General features: G+C 71.7%; 18 protein-coding genes and 2 pseudogenes. 9 read left to right on the forward strand and 11 right to left on the reverse strand.

The genetic code is table 11. From position 1 onward, the window contains the following. The first annotated feature begins 34 nt into the window (after window positions 1-34). A complete protein-coding gene (locus ACFVGS_RS05915; RefSeq protein ID WP_385690774.1) occupies window positions 35-1,171 on the forward strand; it encodes a hypothetical protein in 1,137 nt (378 codons plus the stop codon). A 140-nt stretch (window positions 1,172-1,311) separates the two neighbouring features. Here the strand turns inward: ACFVGS_RS05915 and ACFVGS_RS05920 are convergent, their stop codons facing one another. From ACFVGS_RS05920 to ACFVGS_RS05960, 9 genes and pseudogenes are all read right to left on the reverse strand, one after another. Then, window positions 1,312-1,647, reverse strand: a complete 336-nt coding sequence (locus tag ACFVGS_RS05920; protein ID WP_385691154.1) for a hypothetical protein — start codon at window positions 1,645-1,647, stop codon at window positions 1,312-1,314. Between the two features lie 172 nt (window positions 1,648-1,819). Further along, window positions 1,820-2,323, reverse strand: a pseudogene (locus ACFVGS_RS05925) (alpha/beta fold hydrolase); the annotation flags it as partial. 14 nt (window positions 2,324-2,337) lie between these two features. Beyond that, complete coding sequence (locus tag ACFVGS_RS05930) at window positions 2,338-3,732, reverse strand: esterase/lipase family protein (RefSeq protein WP_385690777.1); 1,395 nt, start codon at window positions 3,730-3,732, stop codon at window positions 2,338-2,340. A 247-nt stretch (window positions 3,733-3,979) separates the two neighbouring features. Further along, window positions 3,980-4,462, reverse strand: a complete 483-nt coding sequence (locus ACFVGS_RS05935; protein ID WP_385690780.1) for a DUF3291 domain-containing protein — start codon at window positions 4,460-4,462, stop codon at window positions 3,980-3,982. 32 nt (window positions 4,463-4,494) lie between these two features. Further along, window positions 4,495-5,205, reverse strand: a complete 711-nt coding sequence (locus tag ACFVGS_RS05940; RefSeq protein WP_384423354.1) for a helix-turn-helix transcriptional regulator — start codon at window positions 5,203-5,205, stop codon at window positions 4,495-4,497. A 42-nt stretch (window positions 5,206-5,247) separates the two neighbouring features. Continuing rightward, on the reverse strand, window positions 5,248-6,048 hold the full coding sequence (locus tag ACFVGS_RS05945; RefSeq protein ID WP_385690784.1) for a hypothetical protein: 801 nt from the start codon (window positions 6,046-6,048) through the stop codon (window positions 5,248-5,250). Window positions 6,049-6,223: 175 nt separating this feature from the next. Continuing rightward, window positions 6,224-6,766, reverse strand: a complete 543-nt coding sequence (locus ACFVGS_RS05950; RefSeq protein WP_384423351.1) for a GNAT family N-acetyltransferase — start codon at window positions 6,764-6,766, stop codon at window positions 6,224-6,226. Between the two features lie 95 nt (window positions 6,767-6,861). Then, entirely contained in the window at window positions 6,862-7,752 is an 891-nt protein-coding gene (locus ACFVGS_RS05955; protein WP_384423349.1) for an NAD-dependent protein deacetylase, read from the reverse strand. Between the two features lie 117 nt (window positions 7,753-7,869). Beyond that, complete coding sequence (locus ACFVGS_RS05960; protein ID WP_384423347.1) at window positions 7,870-8,910, reverse strand: vWA domain-containing protein; 1,041 nt, start codon at window positions 8,908-8,910, stop codon at window positions 7,870-7,872. Between the two features lie 295 nt (window positions 8,911-9,205). Here ACFVGS_RS05960 and ACFVGS_RS05965 point away from each other — a divergent pair, with 295 nt between their 5' ends. The 8 genes from ACFVGS_RS05965 to ACFVGS_RS06000 all read left to right on the forward strand — a co-directional run bounded on the left by ACFVGS_RS05965 (window position 9,206) and on the right by ACFVGS_RS06000 (window position 16,310). Continuing rightward, window positions 9,206-10,927, forward strand: a complete 1,722-nt coding sequence (locus tag ACFVGS_RS05965) for a PP2C family protein-serine/threonine phosphatase (RefSeq protein WP_385690788.1) — start codon at window positions 9,206-9,208, stop codon at window positions 10,925-10,927. 133 nt (window positions 10,928-11,060) lie between these two features. Beyond that, a complete protein-coding gene (locus ACFVGS_RS05970) occupies window positions 11,061-11,525 on the forward strand; it encodes an RICIN domain-containing protein (protein ID WP_385690790.1) in 465 nt (154 codons plus the stop codon). Between the two features lie 162 nt (window positions 11,526-11,687). After that, entirely contained in the window at window positions 11,688-12,305 is a 618-nt protein-coding gene (locus ACFVGS_RS05975) for a dihydrofolate reductase family protein (protein ID WP_384423552.1), read from the forward strand. Between the two features lie 4 nt (window positions 12,306-12,309). Next, window positions 12,310-13,152 (forward strand): alpha/beta fold hydrolase, encoded by an 843-nt coding sequence (locus ACFVGS_RS05980; protein WP_384423553.1) that lies wholly within the window; start codon window positions 12,310-12,312, stop codon window positions 13,150-13,152. A gap of 119 nt (window positions 13,153-13,271) precedes the next feature. After that, on the forward strand, window positions 13,272-13,733 hold the full coding sequence (locus ACFVGS_RS05985; RefSeq protein ID WP_384423554.1) for a pyridoxamine 5'-phosphate oxidase family protein: 462 nt from the start codon (window positions 13,272-13,274) through the stop codon (window positions 13,731-13,733). A gap of 165 nt (window positions 13,734-13,898) precedes the next feature. Beyond that, a complete protein-coding gene (locus ACFVGS_RS05990; RefSeq protein ID WP_384423555.1) occupies window positions 13,899-14,402 on the forward strand; it encodes a hypothetical protein in 504 nt (167 codons plus the stop codon). A gap of 203 nt (window positions 14,403-14,605) precedes the next feature. Then, window positions 14,606-15,187, forward strand: a complete 582-nt coding sequence (locus ACFVGS_RS05995) for a hypothetical protein (protein WP_384423556.1) — start codon at window positions 14,606-14,608, stop codon at window positions 15,185-15,187. Window positions 15,188-15,368: 181 nt separating this feature from the next. Further along, entirely contained in the window at window positions 15,369-16,310 is a 942-nt protein-coding gene (locus ACFVGS_RS06000; protein WP_384423557.1) for a hypothetical protein, read from the forward strand. Window positions 16,311-16,390: 80 nt separating this feature from the next. Here the strand turns inward: ACFVGS_RS06000 and ACFVGS_RS06005 are convergent. Beyond that, window positions 16,391-16,756 (reverse strand): annotated as a pseudogene (locus ACFVGS_RS06005) (transposase); the annotation flags it as partial. A gap of 76 nt (window positions 16,757-16,832) precedes the next feature. Next, window positions 16,833-17,531, reverse strand: a complete 699-nt coding sequence (locus tag ACFVGS_RS06010; RefSeq protein WP_385690795.1) for a nucleotidyltransferase domain-containing protein — start codon at window positions 17,529-17,531, stop codon at window positions 16,833-16,835. Between the last annotated feature and the right edge of the window lie 215 nt (window positions 17,532-17,746).

Below are 17,746 nucleotides of genomic sequence, written 5' to 3' on the forward strand. Positions count from 1 at the left end.
GCCCGCGGGGCGGGCATGGGTGATGATCCCGGGCGTGTCTATTCTCGTATCCGCCCTGATCATCGGCCTGATCGGCCTGGTGGTCGGCACGTTCCGCACCCGCTTCCGCTCCCGCTCCCGAAGATCCGCCCGACCCGCCGTCGACCCGTGGGTCCGCGACTCCTTCGTCCCCGCCGCGTACGGACTGGTCCCGCGCGAGGTCCTGGACGCGGGGCGCGCCGGGCCCGCGCAGCCGCTCCACCGTCTCAAGGAGATGCAGGCCGTCGCCGACTCCGCGTGGAGCGGCGACTGGCGCCCGGCGGCCGCGTACGTCGCGGCCGCCGGCGACGACTGGGACGAGCGCTGGTCCCGAACCGAGGTGCTCCAGCAGATCGCGGGCGACGACGACGCGTGGCTGGAGGCCTGGCGGTCCGAGCAGCCGGACAACGGCGACGCCGCGACGCTCCACGCGAGCATGCTCCTGCACCGGGCCTGGGAGATCCGCGGCTCCGAGTACGCCCACAAGGTTCCCGCCGAGCGGATGAACCAGTTCCAGGCGATGCTGCCGCAGTCGATGACCGCCGCCGTCGACGCCTCGCGGATCGACCCCCGCAACCCCGGCCCCTGGGTCGTCATGATCACCGCGGCGCGGGCGCTGTCGTACTCCCACAACCAGTTCCGCGCCCTGTGGGCCGGGCTGACCGCCCGCGCCCCGTACCACTACTCCGGGCACTGGCAGGCGTTGCAGTACTGGTGCGGCAAGTGGCACGGCTCCGACCGGCTGATGCTGGACTTCGCCCGGCTGGCCGTCGAACGCGCCCCGGCCGGAAGCCCGATGGCCGGAATGTACCTCCACGCCCTGCGGGAACTGGACGGTCGCGGCGGCACCGGCGGCGCGCGGGCCCGCAAGTCCCGCGAACTCCTGGAACGCGTGGCCTGGTCCCTGGGGCAGGTCGCCCCCGACAACGAGGCCCTGCCCCGGCTGCGACACCTGCTGGCGCACTACCTCCTGGAGGCACGCAGCCATGACGCGGCCCTGGAGCAGTTCCGTCTGATCGGACGCTGGTGCGGCGCCCACCCGTGGAACGAATCCGACGACCCCGTCGCCGCGTTCGACCACGCGCGCGGCCTCGCCGCCAAGGGGGCGAAGCGGCAGGCGCACGACAAGGGCACGGCGACCATGCCGCTCTGAGGCCTGCGCGTGCCTACGCGTCCCTACGCGTACGCCTGCTCGTGCGCCCGCTGGTGCGTCCAGGCACGTGCGGACGGCGGTTTCGCCGTGACGTCGCCACGTCGTGGGCCGCCACGCCGTAGGTCGTCACGCGTGCGCCGTCATGTCGAGAGGACTTCGAGCAGCGCCGCACGGAACTCCTCGGGGCGCTCGACGTGGACCGCGTGCCCGGCGCCGGCCACGGCGACCTCCCGCACCTTGCCGCCCGCCGCCGCGTAACGGTCCAGGACGTGACGCGTCTGCGCCACCATCGGCTGCGCCGGAGTGCCGTCCCAGCCCGGTACGGCGCCGATCGCGCCCAGGTGCGCCAGGTCGAACATCGAGGTGTCCGAGACGATGACGTCGTCCTCTCCCCGTACCCACAGCACCGGCGGCTTGGGATCGACCAGGTGCAGGTCGGCGAGGCGGAAGTGGGTCGGGGCGAGGCAGTTGAGCACGCCGCGGGTCGTCGCCGGTGCGCGTGGTGAGCATCGACTCGACGTACGCGTCCTCGTGTTCGGGGCGCAGCGGGGGCTTGACGTAACAGGCGGTGAGGACGGAGCGCGGTGAGAGCGGCGAGTCCTCACCGCGGTCGCCCTCGGCGAGCAGCCGTACGAACTCCGGATTGGCCGTGCCGCCGCCCGAGCCCGCCCCGTCCGGGGAGTTGAGGACGCCGTCCACCCCGTGCGTGCCGCCGAAGCCGTACGGGGACACCGGGTTGACCAGCGTCAGGGAGCGCACCGCGGCCGGGTGGTCGCGCAGGTACTGCATGACCACACCGCCGCCCATGGACCAGCCGACCAGGTGCACCGGGCCCATGCCGAGGGCGTCGAGGAGCGCGGCGAGGTCGTCGGCGTAGTCCCGCAGGCCGCGTGTGGCGTCGACGGGCAGCGGGTCGGTGCCGCCGAATCCGCGCAGGTTGACGGCGACGGGGTGGTAGCGCTCGGGCAGCGAGGTCAGGGTGGTGTGCCAGAACGCGGAGGAGGAGACGTTGCCGTGGACGAAGACGACGGGCTCGCCCCCGCTCCCGCCCTCGGCCCCGCCCTCGTCCCTCGCCTCCGTGATCTGCTGTGTCAGTCGGGCGGTGGCGACGCGGCGGGTGCGGAGTGTGGTCATGTCGGGTCCCGTGGTCATGGTTTCGAAGGCCTTCAGGAGAGCCAGGCGGCGACCTGGGCGGCGACGGAGCTGTGCCAGCCCAGCTCGAGGTGGTTGGCGGTCGCGATGGTGACCTTGCCGCCGATCGTCGGGATGCCCGTGGTGTCGAGCGCGCTGGAGACGAAGACGACGCCGTCGCTGGGCCCGCGGTTCTCGTTGAAGATGCCGAGGACGTCGGCGGATCCGCCGGCCAGCAGATAGGCGGTGACGGAGGCGGGCACTCCGGCGCTGTGCAGCGGCCCGATGAGCGAACCGGCGTCGACGGCCGCCTGGATGCCGCCGCCGGTGGTGGAGAAGCCCTGACCGCCGTAGTACGTCGTGTACCAGTCCTGGGCGGCGCCGTCGACTCCGTACACGCCGTCCCAGCGCGCCAGCATCTGACGCTGACCGGGGTAGTTGTCCTGACCGCCGGACGGCGTCATCGAGAACTCCGGGTGTGCGGTGTACGTGCCGTAGCAGGTCATGTGGGAGTGCGGGGACGGGGCGTTGACCTTGCCTCCGCACTCCGGCCAGATGGAGAAGTCGTGGGCCCACCCATGGGCGTACGGGTAGTCGTAGCCGCCGTTCGGGCCGCCGAGGGTCACCAGCCGGCGTACGTCACCGGCGTACGCCCGACCCCAGCTCGGCCTCAGGGACGACACGTACGCGCGGGTCGACATCTGGCCCTTGCTCCAGCCGACCAGGTCCACCTTGGTGATGCCCAGCTTCGCCTTGATGACGGCGATCGCGTCACCGACGACCTGCGCCTGCATGAGGTTGTCGCCCTGCTTGTGCGCGAAGCCGACGGCGAAGACCCGGTGACCGCGCGCGGCGAGGTACTGCATCAGCCCGGTGGACGGGCAGGAGGCGGCGCCGCAGCCGTAGCCGCCCGCCTCGCCGGGATTGGCCCAGGCGCGGTCGGCGGTGTCGTTCGCGCCGCGCACGAGGAGGACGGGAGTGGTGCGGCTGCCCGAGTTCCAGCCGGGGGCCGCATAGAGCAGGAACCGGTCGGAGGAGGGCCGGGCCACGCCGCCGAAGTACGTGACGCGCTTGCCGTCCTGATCACCGCGGCCGTCCGGCGGATAGCCCTCGGTGCGGAATCCGCTGGTCGTGTCGCGGTACCGCTCGACGCTCTCCCAGCCGTTGGTGACGGTCCCGGCGCCGTAGCTCGCTTCGAGCGTGAGGTACGAGGGCGTCGCGGCAGCGGCTATGGGGGCGGGGCCTGGGGCTGGGGCTGTGGGTGCGGATCTGGTCGTGGCCGTGGTGGCGGTCGCGGTCGCGGTCGTTGCCGTGCCGCTCGCGGCGGCGGGCGAGGCCACGATACCCGCGGCGACGACCCCGACCACCGCCAGGACACGGGCGGCGGCTCGCAGCCGCCACCAGCGCTCCTGCCCCCGTCTGTCGACCATGCCCCGGTCCCTCCCGCTCGTGCGCGCACGGCGTGCGTCTGCCCGACGTCCGTCCGGCCGTGGGGTGTCCCCACGCTAGGTCGGAGGACGGACGCCGGGGCATGTGGGCGAGCCACACAAACCGCAATGCGGCCATGGAGTTTGGCAGTGCAGGAGGATCGATCCACAGACGGGGGAGCGGGTGGTGCCGGTGCCGTTCCCTGCGCCGCATGCCCGGCCCCCGTGGCCGCGGCGGCGGCCGCACTCGTCACGCCGGCAGATACCGGGCGGCCTCGGCGGCGGTGTAGGAGGAGGCGAAGGTGAACGCGCGCGGGGACGGCCCGTGCGTCCGCAGGTCCGCCAGCCGCTCCAAGGCCTCATCGACCGTCGGGAGGTGTCCGGCGGGGACCCACCAGAGCACCAGGTGCGCCTCGACGTGCCGCCCGAACCAGTCACGGCGCCGGCGCATCACTTCCAGGTGACCGCTCCGGTAGGCGAAGTCCCACAGGGCTTCCTGCGTCTCCCACACCGACAGGTTGACGATGACGTCCTCGCCCGCGGGCCGCAGGCCGGTGGCGTCGGCCGCTCCGTCCTCGACGAGCCGCCAGACGAAACCGGGCGCGTCGTCGGCGGCGGCGTTGACCGGGTCGAGCATCTCCACGAACGGCGCCAGGCGCGGGTCGTCGAGCGGGTGAAGGAGCGTGGCGACGTTGAGCTGGGCGAGGTGGGCGGCAGGCGCGGATGCGGTCATGACGTCATCCCAGCACGGCCGGCTTTTCTATGTCAACGCTCATTGTTTTTAGAGCTCTCGACCACTACGCAACATTCCCCGGGGCGGGCGTCCATGCGGGCGCGGACGGAACCGTCGGTGCCGAGCAGCCCCTCGAGGAGGGCCAGGTTCATGCCGCAGACGAGCGGCGGGAAGCGTTCGGCGACGGCGTGGAAAGGGCAGTTCCGCATACGGACGACAGGCGTCGCGGCAGCTCCGGTCGCAGTTCCGGCGCCGTCTTCGCCGCAGTCCTCGGCGGGGTCCTCCAGATGGGGCTCGTACCCGCGGGCGGCCAGGATCTCCATGGCCTCCCCGAGGTCGCCGCAGGGCGCCGCCGGACCCCGCAGGGCCTCACCCCGCCGGCGCGCGGCCGCACAGAGCGCGGCGTCCAGTCCGGCCTGCTCGGCGGCCTCGGCGAGCAGCTCGGCGGCCGTGCGGTAGTCGCGGGCGGGCAGCGACACCGACCGCTCGCCGGCGGCCCGCGTGTACACCTTGGCGGGCCGCCCGGCACCCGGCCCGGAGCGCCCCGTCAGCCGTCGGCTGCCGCTCTCCAGCAGCCCCGCCTCCGTCAGCTTGTCCAGGTGGTGTGCGGCGAGCGTGCGCGCCACGCCGGCGGCCTCGGCCGCCTCGTTGCGCCCGACCTCGCGGCCCTGAGCCGCCACGTACTCGTACAGGCGGCGTCGTACGGGGTCCTGTAGGGCCGCGATCGCGTCGATGTCCTCCATGCTGCCATTCTAGGAGCAACGCACGTTGGAGATAGAAGCCTGTCAGTTGCCGCGCCGGTAGCTCATGAACCAGTGGGTGTCGAAGTAGCGGGCCATGGTGAACCGGTGCCGCGGATCGGTGAGGACGCGGCAGACGAACTGGGCGGTCGCGCAGTCGAAGGGGACTTCCTCGCCGTCGAACGTCTGCACGACGACGCGCCAGCGGTCGGGTTCGTCCCCGTCGACCCTCCAGCAGTACAGGTCCTCGTGCTCGGTGCTCGCCCAGACGAGGAGACCGTCTTCCCTGAAATACGTCCACGGCTCCTGGTTCAGCCCGAGAAAGCCGTCGAAAGCGCCCTCCCCGAACGCCTCGACCATGCGCTTGTAGTCACGCGGGAGCGCGGTCCCCAGACGTGACTCCACTTCCGCCCAGTCCACATCGGGCCGCTCGTCCGGCCACTCGGTGCGGCCGGTGATCCGCCTCAGCCGCTCCACCCAGTCGGCTTCCTCGTCCGGAGCGACCGCCGAGGCGCCTGGCACCTTCCGTCGGGCGACCGCCAGCACGGGCCGCTCGACCCCGTCGCCATCCCGCACCGCCCCGGCGCCGATCCACTGACCCCCGTACGCCCAGGCGCGCATCGTCACGGCCTGGTCCTGGAAAGGGGCGAGAAGGGCCGCGCCCCTGGACTCGTCGACCGCCGGATCGGCGAATCCGTCGACGGCGAGGGTGCGCGGGGCGCCGTACCGGTCACTGAGCAGGTCGGTCAGCTCCGGCAGTTCCCCATCGCCCGGCAGGTACATGTGGGCTTCCTGCGGGCCGAGTCGGTCCAGCAGGTCGCTGACGGTCGCTTGCGTGAGCTCCATGGCGGACAGTGAAGCGCACCGCACTGACACCACCGTCGACGGCCACGACGTCCGCCTCGGCCTCGGACCTGCCGGAGCCGGCCGGCTCCCTCCCCAAGAGCCGGCCGCGACCTGCCGGACAGGTCTCGGCCCTGCTCGTCGGGACAGGTCTCAGCCCTACGCGTCGGGACAGGTCTCAGCCCTGCGCGTCGGGCTTCCACTCGTGTGCGAGGAGGCCGAGCAGCACCTCGTCGAGGAACTCGCCCATCACCCAGGCCGAGGAGCGCAGCACGCCCTCGCGGACGAAGCCGTTGCGCTCGGCGGAGCGCAGCATGGCGTGGTTGTCCGACAGCGTCTCGATCTGCAGCCGCTGCAGCCCGCGCACGACGAAGCCGTAGTGGCACAGCGTCGCGACCACGTCGGTGCCGTAACCCTTGCCGCGGGCGGACGGAAGCAGGCCGAGGCCGATGTGGGCGCACCGGTTGTGGTTGTCGATGCCCCACAGGTTCGCCGAGCCGACCAGCGTGCCGCCGTCCAGCTCGATCACCGAGAACGAGACGCTCCCCTGCGCGCTGTCGTCCACCACGAGCCGCGGGTCGTTCGATCCGGGCGTGATCGGTCGCCACGGTCCGGCCTCCGCACGGGAGGAGTTGACCACGTCGTCGTAGAGCTCGGTCCGCAGGATCGGTATGTCGTCCTCATGGCGGGCCCTGAGCCCGACCTTGCTGCCTTTCAACATGCAGGCTTCTTATCCGGCCGGGCGCTGCGGCGGCAAGCCGATAACGCGGCCGTCCTTCCGTTCGCCGAGCCGCCGTTCCGGCCGCCGGCCCCTGCTCAGCCGCCGTCCGGCGAGACGGCCAGCCGCTCGGCCACGGTGGTCAGCGCCGGGCCCAGGGGCAGCGCGATCCTGGCGAGGGCGTGGCGGTCACCGCGGGTCGGATCCTGGTTGACGATCACCACCGGCTTCCCGGCCTCGGCCGCCTGGCGGACGAACCGAAGGCCGGACATCACCGTCAGTGACGAGCCGAGAACCAGCAGGGAGGACGCCTCCTGGACCAGCCTGCGGCAGTGCTCCACCCGCGGCGCCGGAACGTTCTCGCCGAAGAAGACGACGTCCGGCTTCAGCACGCCGCCGCACGCCGTGCAGGGCACGACGCGGAAGTCTCCGACCTGCTCGTCGGTGAGATCCGCGTCGCCGTCCGGGTTGATCCCGGCCGCGACCGGCGCGAAGCCGGGGTTGGCCTCCTCCAGTCTCCGAGCCAGTTCCCGGCGGGAGCTCAGCGCCCGGCAGGACAGGCAGACGACACGGCTGAGGCTGCCGTGCAGCTCCACCACGCCCTCGCTGCCGGCCGCCTGATGCAGGCCGTCGACGTTCTGCGTGATCACGCCCGACAGCAGGCCGTGCCGCGCGAACGCGGCCACGGCCCGGTGCCCCGCGTTGGGGCGGGCACGGCCGAACGTGCGCCAGCCGAGATGGCTGCGCGCCCAGTACCGGCGCCGGGCGTGCACGCCGGCGGTGAAGTCCTGGTAGGTCATCGGCGTGTGCCGGCTCAGGCTCCCGCCCTCGCCCCGGTAGTCGGGGATGCCCGACTCCGTCGAGATGCCGGCCCCGCTGAGTACCACGACACCACCGGCGCGCAGCGCGTCGGCGACAGGCCGCAGATCCGTGGTGCCCGGCGGCAGGTCTTCCTCCGGGGTCCAGCTCAACGTAGGGCGCATGCGCATGCCGCCAGGGTACGAGACGGTCCGGGAGGCCTCGTCCTCCCGGACCGTCCGTGGCCGGAGAGCCGGCTGTGGCCCCCGAGCTCGGCCGTCGAACCCGAGCCGTGGTTCCCCGCCAGGTCAGCTCATGACGAGCAGCCGCGTGTTCGGCACGAGCTTGCGGTTCACGCTGGTGCTCTGCACGAAGATCGTGTAGTCGTCGTTGTGGTCGGGCTTGATCCTGACCTCCTCGTCGGGCAGGCCGAGCAGCGCCCGGGCCTCGGGCCCCGTGTAGACCCGGTCGGTCTTCTTCTCCAGGACGGCGATCTGCTTGCGCGCCTGGATCTTCTCCGACTTGCTCAGCTGGTAGAAGGCACAGCCGGTGCGGTAGGTGTGCCCGGACTCGGTGACCCAGTTCCGGATCGCGGCATCGCGCGTGACCGGAATCAGCTGGTACTGCGACGCGTCCACCGGAGTGAGGCCGGCGGCCTTGATGGTGTCCTTGTTGACCGCCTCCGCGCCGGTGGAGAACACCGTCCGAGAGCCGCGGATGCCCTTGGTGCGGCCGATCATGAACTTCTCGGTGGCCTCCTGGATGACCTGCCCGGCCTCCTCCAGGCCCCGGGTGCTCGTCGCGTCCCAGATGGCGATGTTGTCCTTCGGGAAGCCGCAGCTCATGGCCTCGCGCTTGCCCATCTGGTCCGGCACGAGGACGGCCAGCGTCCAGTTGTCCTGCTGCGTCTCGATCATCTCGGCGACAGCGGCCGTCAGCGCCCGCGGATCCCTGGAAGGCGCACCCGGGCAGCGGTGGCTCGCGTTCTCCTGCCCGTCCGTCAGCACGAACGTCAGGAAGCTGTGGTCCCCGTACAGTTGGGCCGTCTGCGCAAGCTCGTGCTGGGACTTCAGCGCGGCCGCCAGCAGCGCCGTCATTCCGCCGACCCGGTAGAGCTGCTTCAGCGAGGGCATCCGCAGCACGTCCTTGTCGTAGATGACGCACTCCACCTTGTCGGCGAACACGTACACCGTGACCCGCGTCTCCTGGTCCAGCTCCCGCGAGCGGCGGGCCAGGTAGGCGATCTGCTGGTCGGCGACCTCGACGACCTTGTTCCTCAGGTGCGACATGGACGAACTGGCGTCCAGCACGAGAGCGACGTGGTTGATGTAGTTCTGGCTTACGGACAAGACAGGCCCCCTCTTTCCGACTTGATGCTCCTACCGTCTCATCCACCACTGACAATCGATCTTGGCTCGCTCCGGGAGCGCGGCAGCGACGCCGGACGTTCTGCCGCGCCCACCGCGCCCACCGCGCCCACCGCGCTCACCGCGCCTGCCCCCTGGCACGGGCATCCTCGATCTCCCTTAAGTACCGGACGAATGATTCGCCTCCCGCTGGGCAGCGGCGCTAGAGCAACCGGTTGTACGAGGGCCAGGCGCCGGTCCCGGCGGCCTGCCTGTCGGCCTGGGAGGCGAGACGATCATGAACTTTCCGCTCCCCGACACCGTCGAAGAGCTGAAGGATTTGATCGGGCGGGAGGTGTCCGCCCTCCGCTCCTCCGTACGGCGGACCGCGGAGCGCCCTCCGGACCCCGCGGCGGACGTGATCGCGCCCGTGCAGATGCTCGCACCCGCGTCGGCCGCCGCGGCCGGACATGCGGCCGCCTCGTCCCGCTGTTTGTGCACCATTCACGACAAGGGCGCTCCCGGCATCTGCGCGGCGCTCGACGCCATACCGGCCTCGGCGCTGCTGCTTGAACCCCTCGTGGAGGAGGGCACGGGGACCGTATGGGACTTCCGCATCGTCGCCGGCAACCGGATCCGGTCCGCCGACTGGCTGGAGGCGCCGGACCGGCAGGTGGGACAGCGGTTCCTGGAGGCCAGACCAGGGGCCGCCGGCAGCGGCCTGCTCGCCGCCCTCGCGGACGTCCTCGCCGGCGGGGCGCCGCTGGAGGGCCGGGTCGTCGACTACACCGAGCAGCGCCTTGGCCGGCTCCACCGTGCCCCACTGCTCTACTCGGCCGCGCGCTGCGGAGAACAGGTCCTCGCGACCTGGCGGCCCGTACAGAGCCGTACGGAACTGCTGACCATCGACGCGCAGTACCTCGCCTCGCTCGGCTGGGGCAGCTGGGACCTGCTGTCGGGGAAAGTGACCTGGTCGGAGGGGCTGAGCCGGATCTTCCACACGGAGATCCAGATGCCGTGGACGCTGGAGCAGCTCTGCGACGCCCTGCTGCCGGACGACCTGACCGCCTTCGCCGAGTTCCTGACCTCCGTTCTCGCGGGCGAGGAACCCGCCTGGACCAGGATCCGGTTCGTCGTCCTGGGCGAGCTGCGCACGCTCGACCTGATGGGACGCCCGGTCGCCGGCACCGACGGCCGGCCGTGGGCGGTCAACCTGGTGGCCCGCGATCTCACGCCGCAGATCCGCAGCCGCCGCCGGCTCGCCGAGACGGAGCGCGAGTCGGACCGCCTGCGCCGTCAGGCGCAGGTCGAACGCCGGGTCGCGGACGCCCTGCGCGAGGCACTGCTGCCCACGCACTCCGAGGCCCTTGCCGCCGTCGGCCTGACCGTGGCGGCGTCGTACCGGCCCGCCGAGCCGGACGCGGCGGTGGGCGGCGACTGGTACAAGTGCCGCCTGCTGCCGGACGGCAGGGTCCTGGTGGCCATCGGTGACGCCGCCGGGCACGGACTGGACGCGGTGGCGCGGATGGCGCAGCAGCGCCACGCCCTGGCCGGGCTGGCGCAGACAGGTGCCTCGGCCGGGGAGATCACGACCTGGCTGAACGAACTGGTGTGCAGCGAACCCTCGGGCCAGACCGCCACGGTGATCGCCGGGCACATCGACGAGGACCGCGTCTGGCACTGGGCCGACGCCGGCCACCCCGCGCCACTGCTGCTGCGCGAGGGGCACGCCGAGCCCCTGCACGCCGACCAGCGCGGCCCGCTGCTCGGGGCCTTGCCGGGGTACGCGTACGAGACCCGCGACACCCCGCTCCGACGGGGCGACCTGCTCCTCCTCTACACCGACGGAATAGTGGAGCGCCGGGGCGAGGACGTCACCAAAGGCATCGCACGCCTCGCCGACGTCATGGCCCATTCCGAAGGCAACGAGCCCGACAAGCTGATCGAGTCGATCCTGGCGGACCCGGATCAGGCCGGTCACGAGGACGACGCGTGCATGCTCGCGATCCGCGTGGGCTGAGCGGAAGACCGACGACCGAAAATCAGCGGCCGAAGATCGACAGCTTGACTACGGTGTGTAAACGACTACTCTCTGTGTGTGATCATCCGCGTACAGCGCGGAGGACGCACAGCAACCAACAGGGGTCATACGCATGCGTCTTCGCTTCGCCGCCACCGCTGTGATGCTCGCCCTGACGGGCGTGTTCGGCCCGGGGATGGCATCGCCGGCCGGGGCGGCCGACTACTTCGAGATCCGCACCGACCAGGACGGTCGCTGTCTGACCTCCAACGGCGACAACGTGGAGGTCCGCAGCTGCGCAGGGGTCGGGAGCCAGCTGTGGTTCTGGGAGGGCCACAAGCTGCGGAACCTCGCCGAACGCCACTGCCTGGACGTTCGCAACGGCGAACTGAACGCCCCTGCCCAGGTCGTAGGGGACTGCCACGGGCAGGCCAACCAGCGGTGGGACGTCGTGAACCGTCAACTCGTCACCCAGGTCAACAACCAGTGCCTGAGCATCCAGTACGCCGGTGACCCGAGCCAGGGCGCCGGCATCAACCTCCGCAACTGCACGGGTGCGGCCTGGCAGCGCTGGGACGTGCCCCTTCCACCGGCCTAGCTCGACGAGGTGACGCACGGCCTAGCTCGCGAGGTGACGCACGGCCTGGCTCGATGAGGTGGCGCGGCCGACGCGGGCCGAAAAGCCCGCGGCGGCCGCGTGCCGCCCAACCGATCCCCGCGCGAGCGATGAGTTCGGGCGACAGAAGGGGTCTGCCTTGGTATGACACGAATCATCGCTGACATCTCCGTCTCGCTCGACGGGTTCGTCACCGGTCCCGACCCCGGCCTGGACAACGGTCTGGGGACGGGAGGCGAGGCCCTGCACACGTGGGCGTTCTCCGACGATCCCGACGACCGCCGGGTCCTGAGCGAGGCAACCGCCCGTACCGGCGCCGTCGTCCTCGGCCGCCGTCTCTTCGACGTGGTCGACGGGCCCCAAGGGTGGGACGACACGTCCGGCTACGGCGCCGGCGAGGTCGGCAAGCCCGCCTTCGTCGTCGTGACGAGCTCGCCGCCGGAGGCGGTGCGCACCATCGACCTCGACTGGACGTTCGTGACCACCGGCCTGCCCGACGCGGTCACCGCCGCGCGCGAGCGGGCCGAGGCCGCGTCGTCGGAAAGCGGCAAGGACCTCGACGTCGTCCTCATGGGCGGCGGCGCCACGATCCGCTCGGCCTTCGACGCGGGCCTGGTCGACGCACTGACACTGCACCTCGCGCCCGTCGTGCTGGGCGCCGGGACACCACTGTTCACCGGCGGAGTGCCGCGCACACTCGTGCAACGGAGCGTGATCCCGACGTCGACCGCGACGCACCTGACCTACGACGTACTCCGGTGATCCGATGACCACTGTCAACGCGAACGAGATCTCTTTGGGCGTCGAGTCGTTCGGAGACGACGACGCGCCACTCGTCCTGCTCGCTGGCGGGACGACGATGCTCTCGTGGCCCGACGCGCTGTGCGAGCGCCTCGCCGCCGGCGGGCGCCGTGCGGTGCGCTACGACCTGCGCGACAGCGGGGAGTCGACGACGAAGGACCCGGAGGCTCCCGCCTACACCCTGCGCGACCTGGCCGCCGACGCGGCGGCCCTTGTCGACGCGCTCGGCGGAGGGCCCGCGCACCTCGCGGGCGTCGGCGTCGGCGGAATGGTCGCCCAGGTGGCCGCGCTCGACCATCCGGGCGCGTTCTCCGCGCTCACCCTGGTCGGCACCCGCCCGGTCGCCCCTGGCCCGCCCGACGACGACCTTCCCGACCATGACCGGGCGACGATGAACCGGCTGTTCGCGCGCCCGATGCCCGACTGGACGGACCGCGGGGCGGTCGCGGAGTTCATCGCCGCCGGCGCGGAGATCCGCGGCGACGACCCCGTCGCCGCACGCGCGACCGCCGCGCGCATCTGGGACCGCACGCCCGGCACCGCACCACCGGTCCAGATGGCCAACCAGCTCGGCCTGGTCTTCTCGCGGCTCGACTGCACCCCCCGGTGGCGCGAGCGCCTGCCCGAGATCAAGCTCCCCACGCTCGTCGTCCACGGCCGCCGCGACCGGTTCTTCCCCGTCGGCAACGGCGAGGCACTCGCACGCGAGATCCCGGGCGCCCGGCTGCTCGTCCTCAAGGAGGCCGCCACCGCGATCCCGGGCGCGGCGGTGGACGAAGTCGCCGAGGCGATGCTCATGCTCTGCTAGACGCCGGGGGCTCACGTGGAGAAGCCCTCCACGGGCAGCGCTCCTGGGCTCCGCTCAGCCTCCGGGCTTAGGACCCGCGCCCCATGCGTACGGTGAACCTGCTGGCTAAGGTCGCGCCCATGCAAGCTACGGAGATCATCGTCCGCGACACGGCGGCACGCAGGCGGGACACCCTCGAACGGCTCGCCTCGGAGCGCGACATATGGGTGTCGACGTCCCACCCCGACCACGGCCCGCATCAGGTGCCCCTGTGGTTCCTGTGGGACGGGCAGGCAGCGTGGATGTGTACCGGCGCGAACTCCGCGACGGTACGCAATGTCCACAAGGAACCGCGCGTACGGCTGGCGCTGCCGGACACCGTCGACGTGGTGCTCCTGCAAGGAGAGGCGACGTGCCACTCCACGCGGGACGTGCCAAAGGACGCCGCGGACGCCTTCGCAGGCAAGTACGGCTGGGATCCCCGTACGGAGGAGACTCCCCGTCTGTACCTGCGTGTGGCGCCGCAGACAGTGCGCGCATGGCGCGGAGTACCGGAACTGCGCGGCCGGGTCGTGATGCGCGAGGGGACGTGGCTGGCGTAGCACCGTCACCGTGGCCGCGCGCGTCAACCGGATCCGGCAGTCACCACATCGACCGTCTCAACGGTCGGCGTGGGCTGCGCTTCGCTTCCTCAGCACCTCTCCCAGACGATGGCCGACGCCGCCACCTCGACCAGTCGGTACCGCACAGAGGACCAGGTTGCGCTCATGCTGCTGAACCCACTCGATGCCCCGGACGCGGTGTCAGCCGCAGCTGAACCGCTGGAGGACCTGCTCGACGACTGCAACCATGTGGCGTCCCTCTTTCTGTTCCCTGTCGTCCCCGTGGGCGGGACGGCAACCGGTCATGACTGGATGACCGGTCTTGCCCAAGCCGTGTACGACGCGGGGGCGAGCGGGCACCAGGTGAGCACACCGGTCGACCCGTTCGAGGCACCGCAGGCATGGCGGAACATGCTCCGCCGGCAGGTGACCGAAGGGTTCATGCAGCCTGCCCACAGGTTCGCGGGCCCCACCCTGCGCACGCCTGCCGAGGTTCGGCAGGCCGGCGCACTCGCCGGCGCCATAGCGGACCTCCTCGAGGCGTATCTGGGCCCCGTCCGAAGCTCCGGCGACGTCAGTGGGCCCCACGCGGGTGCCCTATGGTGGCGCAACTCGCTGCTGGTCACCAGAGACTGGGCCACCATCCTCCATCTCGGAATCTGCGACTGACCGCCGCGACCGGTGACTGGCAGCACCTTGGGGGCGCATGCTGCGGCGCACGCAACCAGTTGCCCTTGGAATATGCCGACTTCCCTGCGGGGTCGCTCCGCGCTGCCCCATGGTGGATGAGGGCGGCCCGAACGGGTCGTCTTTCTACGTCGTACGTCTGCGTCAAACGTCTACGTCTACCACCGAAGAGGGAGGCCTGCGCGATGGGTTGGAAGCGCGAGGGGTTCGAGTCGCACGAGGGCGAGGTCGGGGTGCTGCTCGCGGACGGCAGCGAGCCGGGGCCGGTCTACTTCGACATGGGCAGCGGCGGCTATTTCCACGAGTCGACGGACTGGTGGGTCTACACCGGCCAGTCGCGCAGGCCCACGGCCACGACGATGCGAGGCCGCTGCGCCTGCGGATGGCGCGGCACGCGCACCTTCCCGATCGACTGGCAGGAGGTCGACCGCAACGACCTCGGTGCCTACGACGTCTCGGGGCCGCAAGCGGACTGGGAGGCTCACCTGGACGAGGTCGCGGCGCGCACGGTGCCGCTGCCCGAGGACGTCGCCGACCTGCTGAACCGGCTGCACGAACGCCTGGACGAACTCGTCGACGACCACCCGCTCACCGTGCTGAAGGCCGCGAACGAACTCGAATCGGCCGTTGCCCTCTTCGGACCCCTGGCCACCAGGTTCCTCGGCGGCGGGGAGGAAGACGCGGTCGCCCAGGTCGCGGCAGCCCTCGGCATGACCGAGAAGGCCGCCGGCTTACGCCTGAGGCACTACCGCTACCTGACGCTCTGACCACGTGCCTGGCCCCGGAGGCACCCCCGAGGGGAGTGGGTCGAGGTCCAGCGCCACGACGCCGCCCATTCTCGTCCCACCCACTTCCCGTCCCGTTCTCACGGGTGACCTGACCGGCCATCCGGCGTAGCCGCTGCCGCGCGGTCGCCCCGGTCCGGTGCGGGCCGCGCACAGTGGAGTGGTGGATGTCGAGCTGATCGCCGATGAGCTGTACGGGCTCAAGCCGTCGGAGTTCACCGCGGCGCGGGACGCCTATGTCGCCGAGGCCCGCAGAGCGAAGGACCCCGCTGCGGCGAAGGCGATCGCCGGCCTGCGCCGGCCACCGCTCTCGGCGTGGGCCGCGAACCTCCTGGCCCGTCAGCGGGCCAAGGAGGCAGAGCAGTTCCTGGCGCTGGGGGAAACCCTGCGCGAGGCGCACCGCACCCTCGACGCCGAGCAGCTACGGGCGGCGAGCCGCCGACGCCACCAGCTCGTCACCGCGCTCGCCCACACGGCCGCCGTCCTGGCCCGGGAGGCCGGGCAGCCGGTCAGCGACGCGGTGCTGCGCGAGATCGAGCAGATTCTCCACGGCGTGCTCGCCCACCCGGACGTCGCCGAGCTGTGGGCGAAGGGACGGCTGGCGAAGGTGCCCGAGGCCGCGGTGGGATTCGCCGCAGTCGCCCCGCTGGAGACGCCCGTCCACCCGACACCGGCGAAGAAGCCCGCGCCGAAGAAGCGGCATGAGCCGGAGGGCGACTCCGCGCCGAAGGAGAAGCCCGCGGCGAAGGAGACGCCGGACCGCGAGGAGGAGGAGCAGCGGCGGCAGCGGCGGCGTGAACTCGAGCGCGCCCGTGCGGCGGCAAAGGAGGCCGACACCGAGGCCGCCCGGCGCGAGCGCGAGGTCGGCGAGGCACAGCAGGCGCAGGATGCCGCCGAGGCGAAGAAGGACGAGGCGGCCCACCACGTTCACCGCTTGGAGCGCGAGCTGGAGCAGGCTCGTCAGACCGAGCTCAAGGCCGCGGAGGCCGTGGCAGCGGCGGCCAGGGCGGTGAAGAGCGCACAGGGCGCCCTGCGTGAGGCGCGTCGAACCGCCGAACGGACGAGCCGGGAAGTGCGACGCCTGGAGCAGCGGGCCCGGCCCTAGGCTCGCCGCCCGCAAGCGCAGAGCCGACGAACACCAAGCGGCGCCATGACCGGCATCCGCGCTCTGGCCGCGACCCTCATCAGGTGCTGGTCCCGGCCGCGGCCGAAGGTGTGGCAGAACAGGCGGTTCAGGCTGCAATCGGCGTCCGGCCGCAGCCAGTTGGTCACGTCCACGGCCAGGACGAGTCGGTGGTTGGCGGCCTGCGGCTGCGGCAAGGCGGCAAGCGTCCGGCGGCAGCTGGTCGCGTCGATACGGCCTTCGTTCAACGCCGCGTACAGCGCGCCGTGCCCTTGGCGATGCTCGGCCAGCAGTGTCAGCTCCACCGGCGTCCTCACCGGCCCGTCCGCACACAGCAGGGCGTCCGTCAGCTCGAACAGTGCGTCGCCATGAGCGCGCAGGCACGCGTAGAAGTCATCTCGCAAGTGCGAACGCCACAGCAAACGCATCCCGCCCGGCGTCGTGATCCCCAGCAGACTCTGCTGGTACCGGACTTTCTTCGGACGTGTGGTTGCCCTCATCGACTCATCGGATGGCATACCCGTCCCACAGTGGGCCGCCGGCCAGGTCCAATACCTCTGCCACGACCTCGGCGAAGACCTCCTTGTCCCCGGCGATCGCCTGCGCGGCAGCCTCGGACAACGCACGGTGCATCTCCGGATCGGCCGCAGCCAGCCGCCTCGACAACCATTTGCCTCCGCCGAGCCAGTGCCCGCCGACCAGGAGGACGAGCTCCGAGGCGCGCTGCAGCATGTGCGAGACCAAGTACATCCGCTCTGCAGGGTCCGTGCAGCCGCGCAGGTCATCGACCAAGTCGGTCAGGACGTACCGCTGGTAGTCACGCTCACGGTCCGAGAGCGGCGGCGGGCCCGCAGCCCAACGCTTTCGCGCATCGTCCTGGAGCGCAGCGCCCAGCCCATCCGTGTCCAGCAGGAGCATCCCGTCAGCACACATAGCGAGCAGCGGCGAACTCCGCTTCGCGGTCTCCTGGTCGGCGAAGCCTTTCCAGACGGCCTCCGTTTGCACGAACAGCTCCACCGGCCATCCGCGATACACCAGGTTCTCCCGGCTGGGGGCGGGCGGCCCATCCAAGAGGACCACGATGTCCAGATCGGATGTGGGCGTCCGGCGGTCGGTCAGCACACTGCCGGCGAGAAAGGCCGCCCGGGCGGCGGGAAATCGGTCCCGCACCAGTTCGCGGGCGGTGAGCACGGGGTCATCCATGGGCGCAGCGTACGTCCGCTTTCCGCCCGCCGACGCACCCCCGTCGAAGTGCCCGTGGCGCCGGACTCCACTCTCATCCCCTCCCTGCTGACTTCCCCTCCTGAGAAGAGCGGTGGCCGCCGGGGGCGTGGCCGGGGGGCCCCCGGCCGGGGCCGAGCGCCCGGACAGGGGGGGGGGCCACCCGCGCGGGGGCGGGGGCGCCGCGAGGGGGGTGG

Source organism: Streptomyces sp. NPDC127114, assembly GCF_042677525.1.
In the GTDB taxonomy this organism is placed as follows: Bacteria; Actinomycetota; Actinomycetes; order Streptomycetales; family Streptomycetaceae; genus Streptomyces.

Excerpts from the sequence above, each read along its gene's own strand:
- ACFVGS_RS05990 (WP_384423555.1), top strand. The coding sequence starts at position 13,899 with ATGCTGCTGAACCCACTCGATGCCCCGGACGCGGTGTCAGCCGCAGCT.
- ACFVGS_RS05940 (WP_384423354.1), bottom strand. The coding sequence starts at position 5,205 with ATGGAGGACATCGACGCGATCGCGGCCCTACAGGACCCCGTACGACGC.
- ACFVGS_RS05975 (WP_384423552.1), top strand. The coding sequence starts at position 11,688 with ATGACACGAATCATCGCTGACATCTCCGTCTCGCTCGACGGGTTCGTC.
- ACFVGS_RS05955 (WP_384423349.1), bottom strand. The coding sequence starts at position 7,752 with ATGCGCATGCGCCCTACGTTGAGCTGGACCCCGGAGGAAGACCTGCCG.
- ACFVGS_RS05995 (WP_384423556.1), top strand. The coding sequence starts at position 14,606 with ATGGGTTGGAAGCGCGAGGGGTTCGAGTCGCACGAGGGCGAGGTCGGG.
- ACFVGS_RS05965 (WP_385690788.1), top strand. The coding sequence starts at position 9,206 with ATGAACTTTCCGCTCCCCGACACCGTCGAAGAGCTGAAGGATTTGATC.
- ACFVGS_RS05980 (WP_384423553.1), top strand. The coding sequence starts at position 12,310 with ATGACCACTGTCAACGCGAACGAGATCTCTTTGGGCGTCGAGTCGTTC.
- ACFVGS_RS05985 (WP_384423554.1), top strand. The coding sequence starts at position 13,272 with ATGCAAGCTACGGAGATCATCGTCCGCGACACGGCGGCACGCAGGCGG.
- ACFVGS_RS05930 (WP_385690777.1), bottom strand. The coding sequence starts at position 3,732 with ATGGTCGACAGACGGGGGCAGGAGCGCTGGTGGCGGCTGCGAGCCGCC.
- ACFVGS_RS05945 (WP_385690784.1), bottom strand. The coding sequence starts at position 6,048 with ATGGAGCTCACGCAAGCGACCGTCAGCGACCTGCTGGACCGACTCGGC.
- ACFVGS_RS05950 (WP_384423351.1), bottom strand. The coding sequence starts at position 6,766 with ATGTTGAAAGGCAGCAAGGTCGGGCTCAGGGCCCGCCATGAGGACGAC.
- ACFVGS_RS05970 (WP_385690790.1), top strand. The coding sequence starts at position 11,061 with ATGCGTCTTCGCTTCGCCGCCACCGCTGTGATGCTCGCCCTGACGGGC.
- ACFVGS_RS06010 (WP_385690795.1), bottom strand. The coding sequence starts at position 17,531 with ATGGATGACCCCGTGCTCACCGCCCGCGAACTGGTGCGGGACCGATTT.
- ACFVGS_RS05935 (WP_385690780.1), bottom strand. The coding sequence starts at position 4,462 with ATGACCGCATCCGCGCCTGCCGCCCACCTCGCCCAGCTCAACGTCGCC.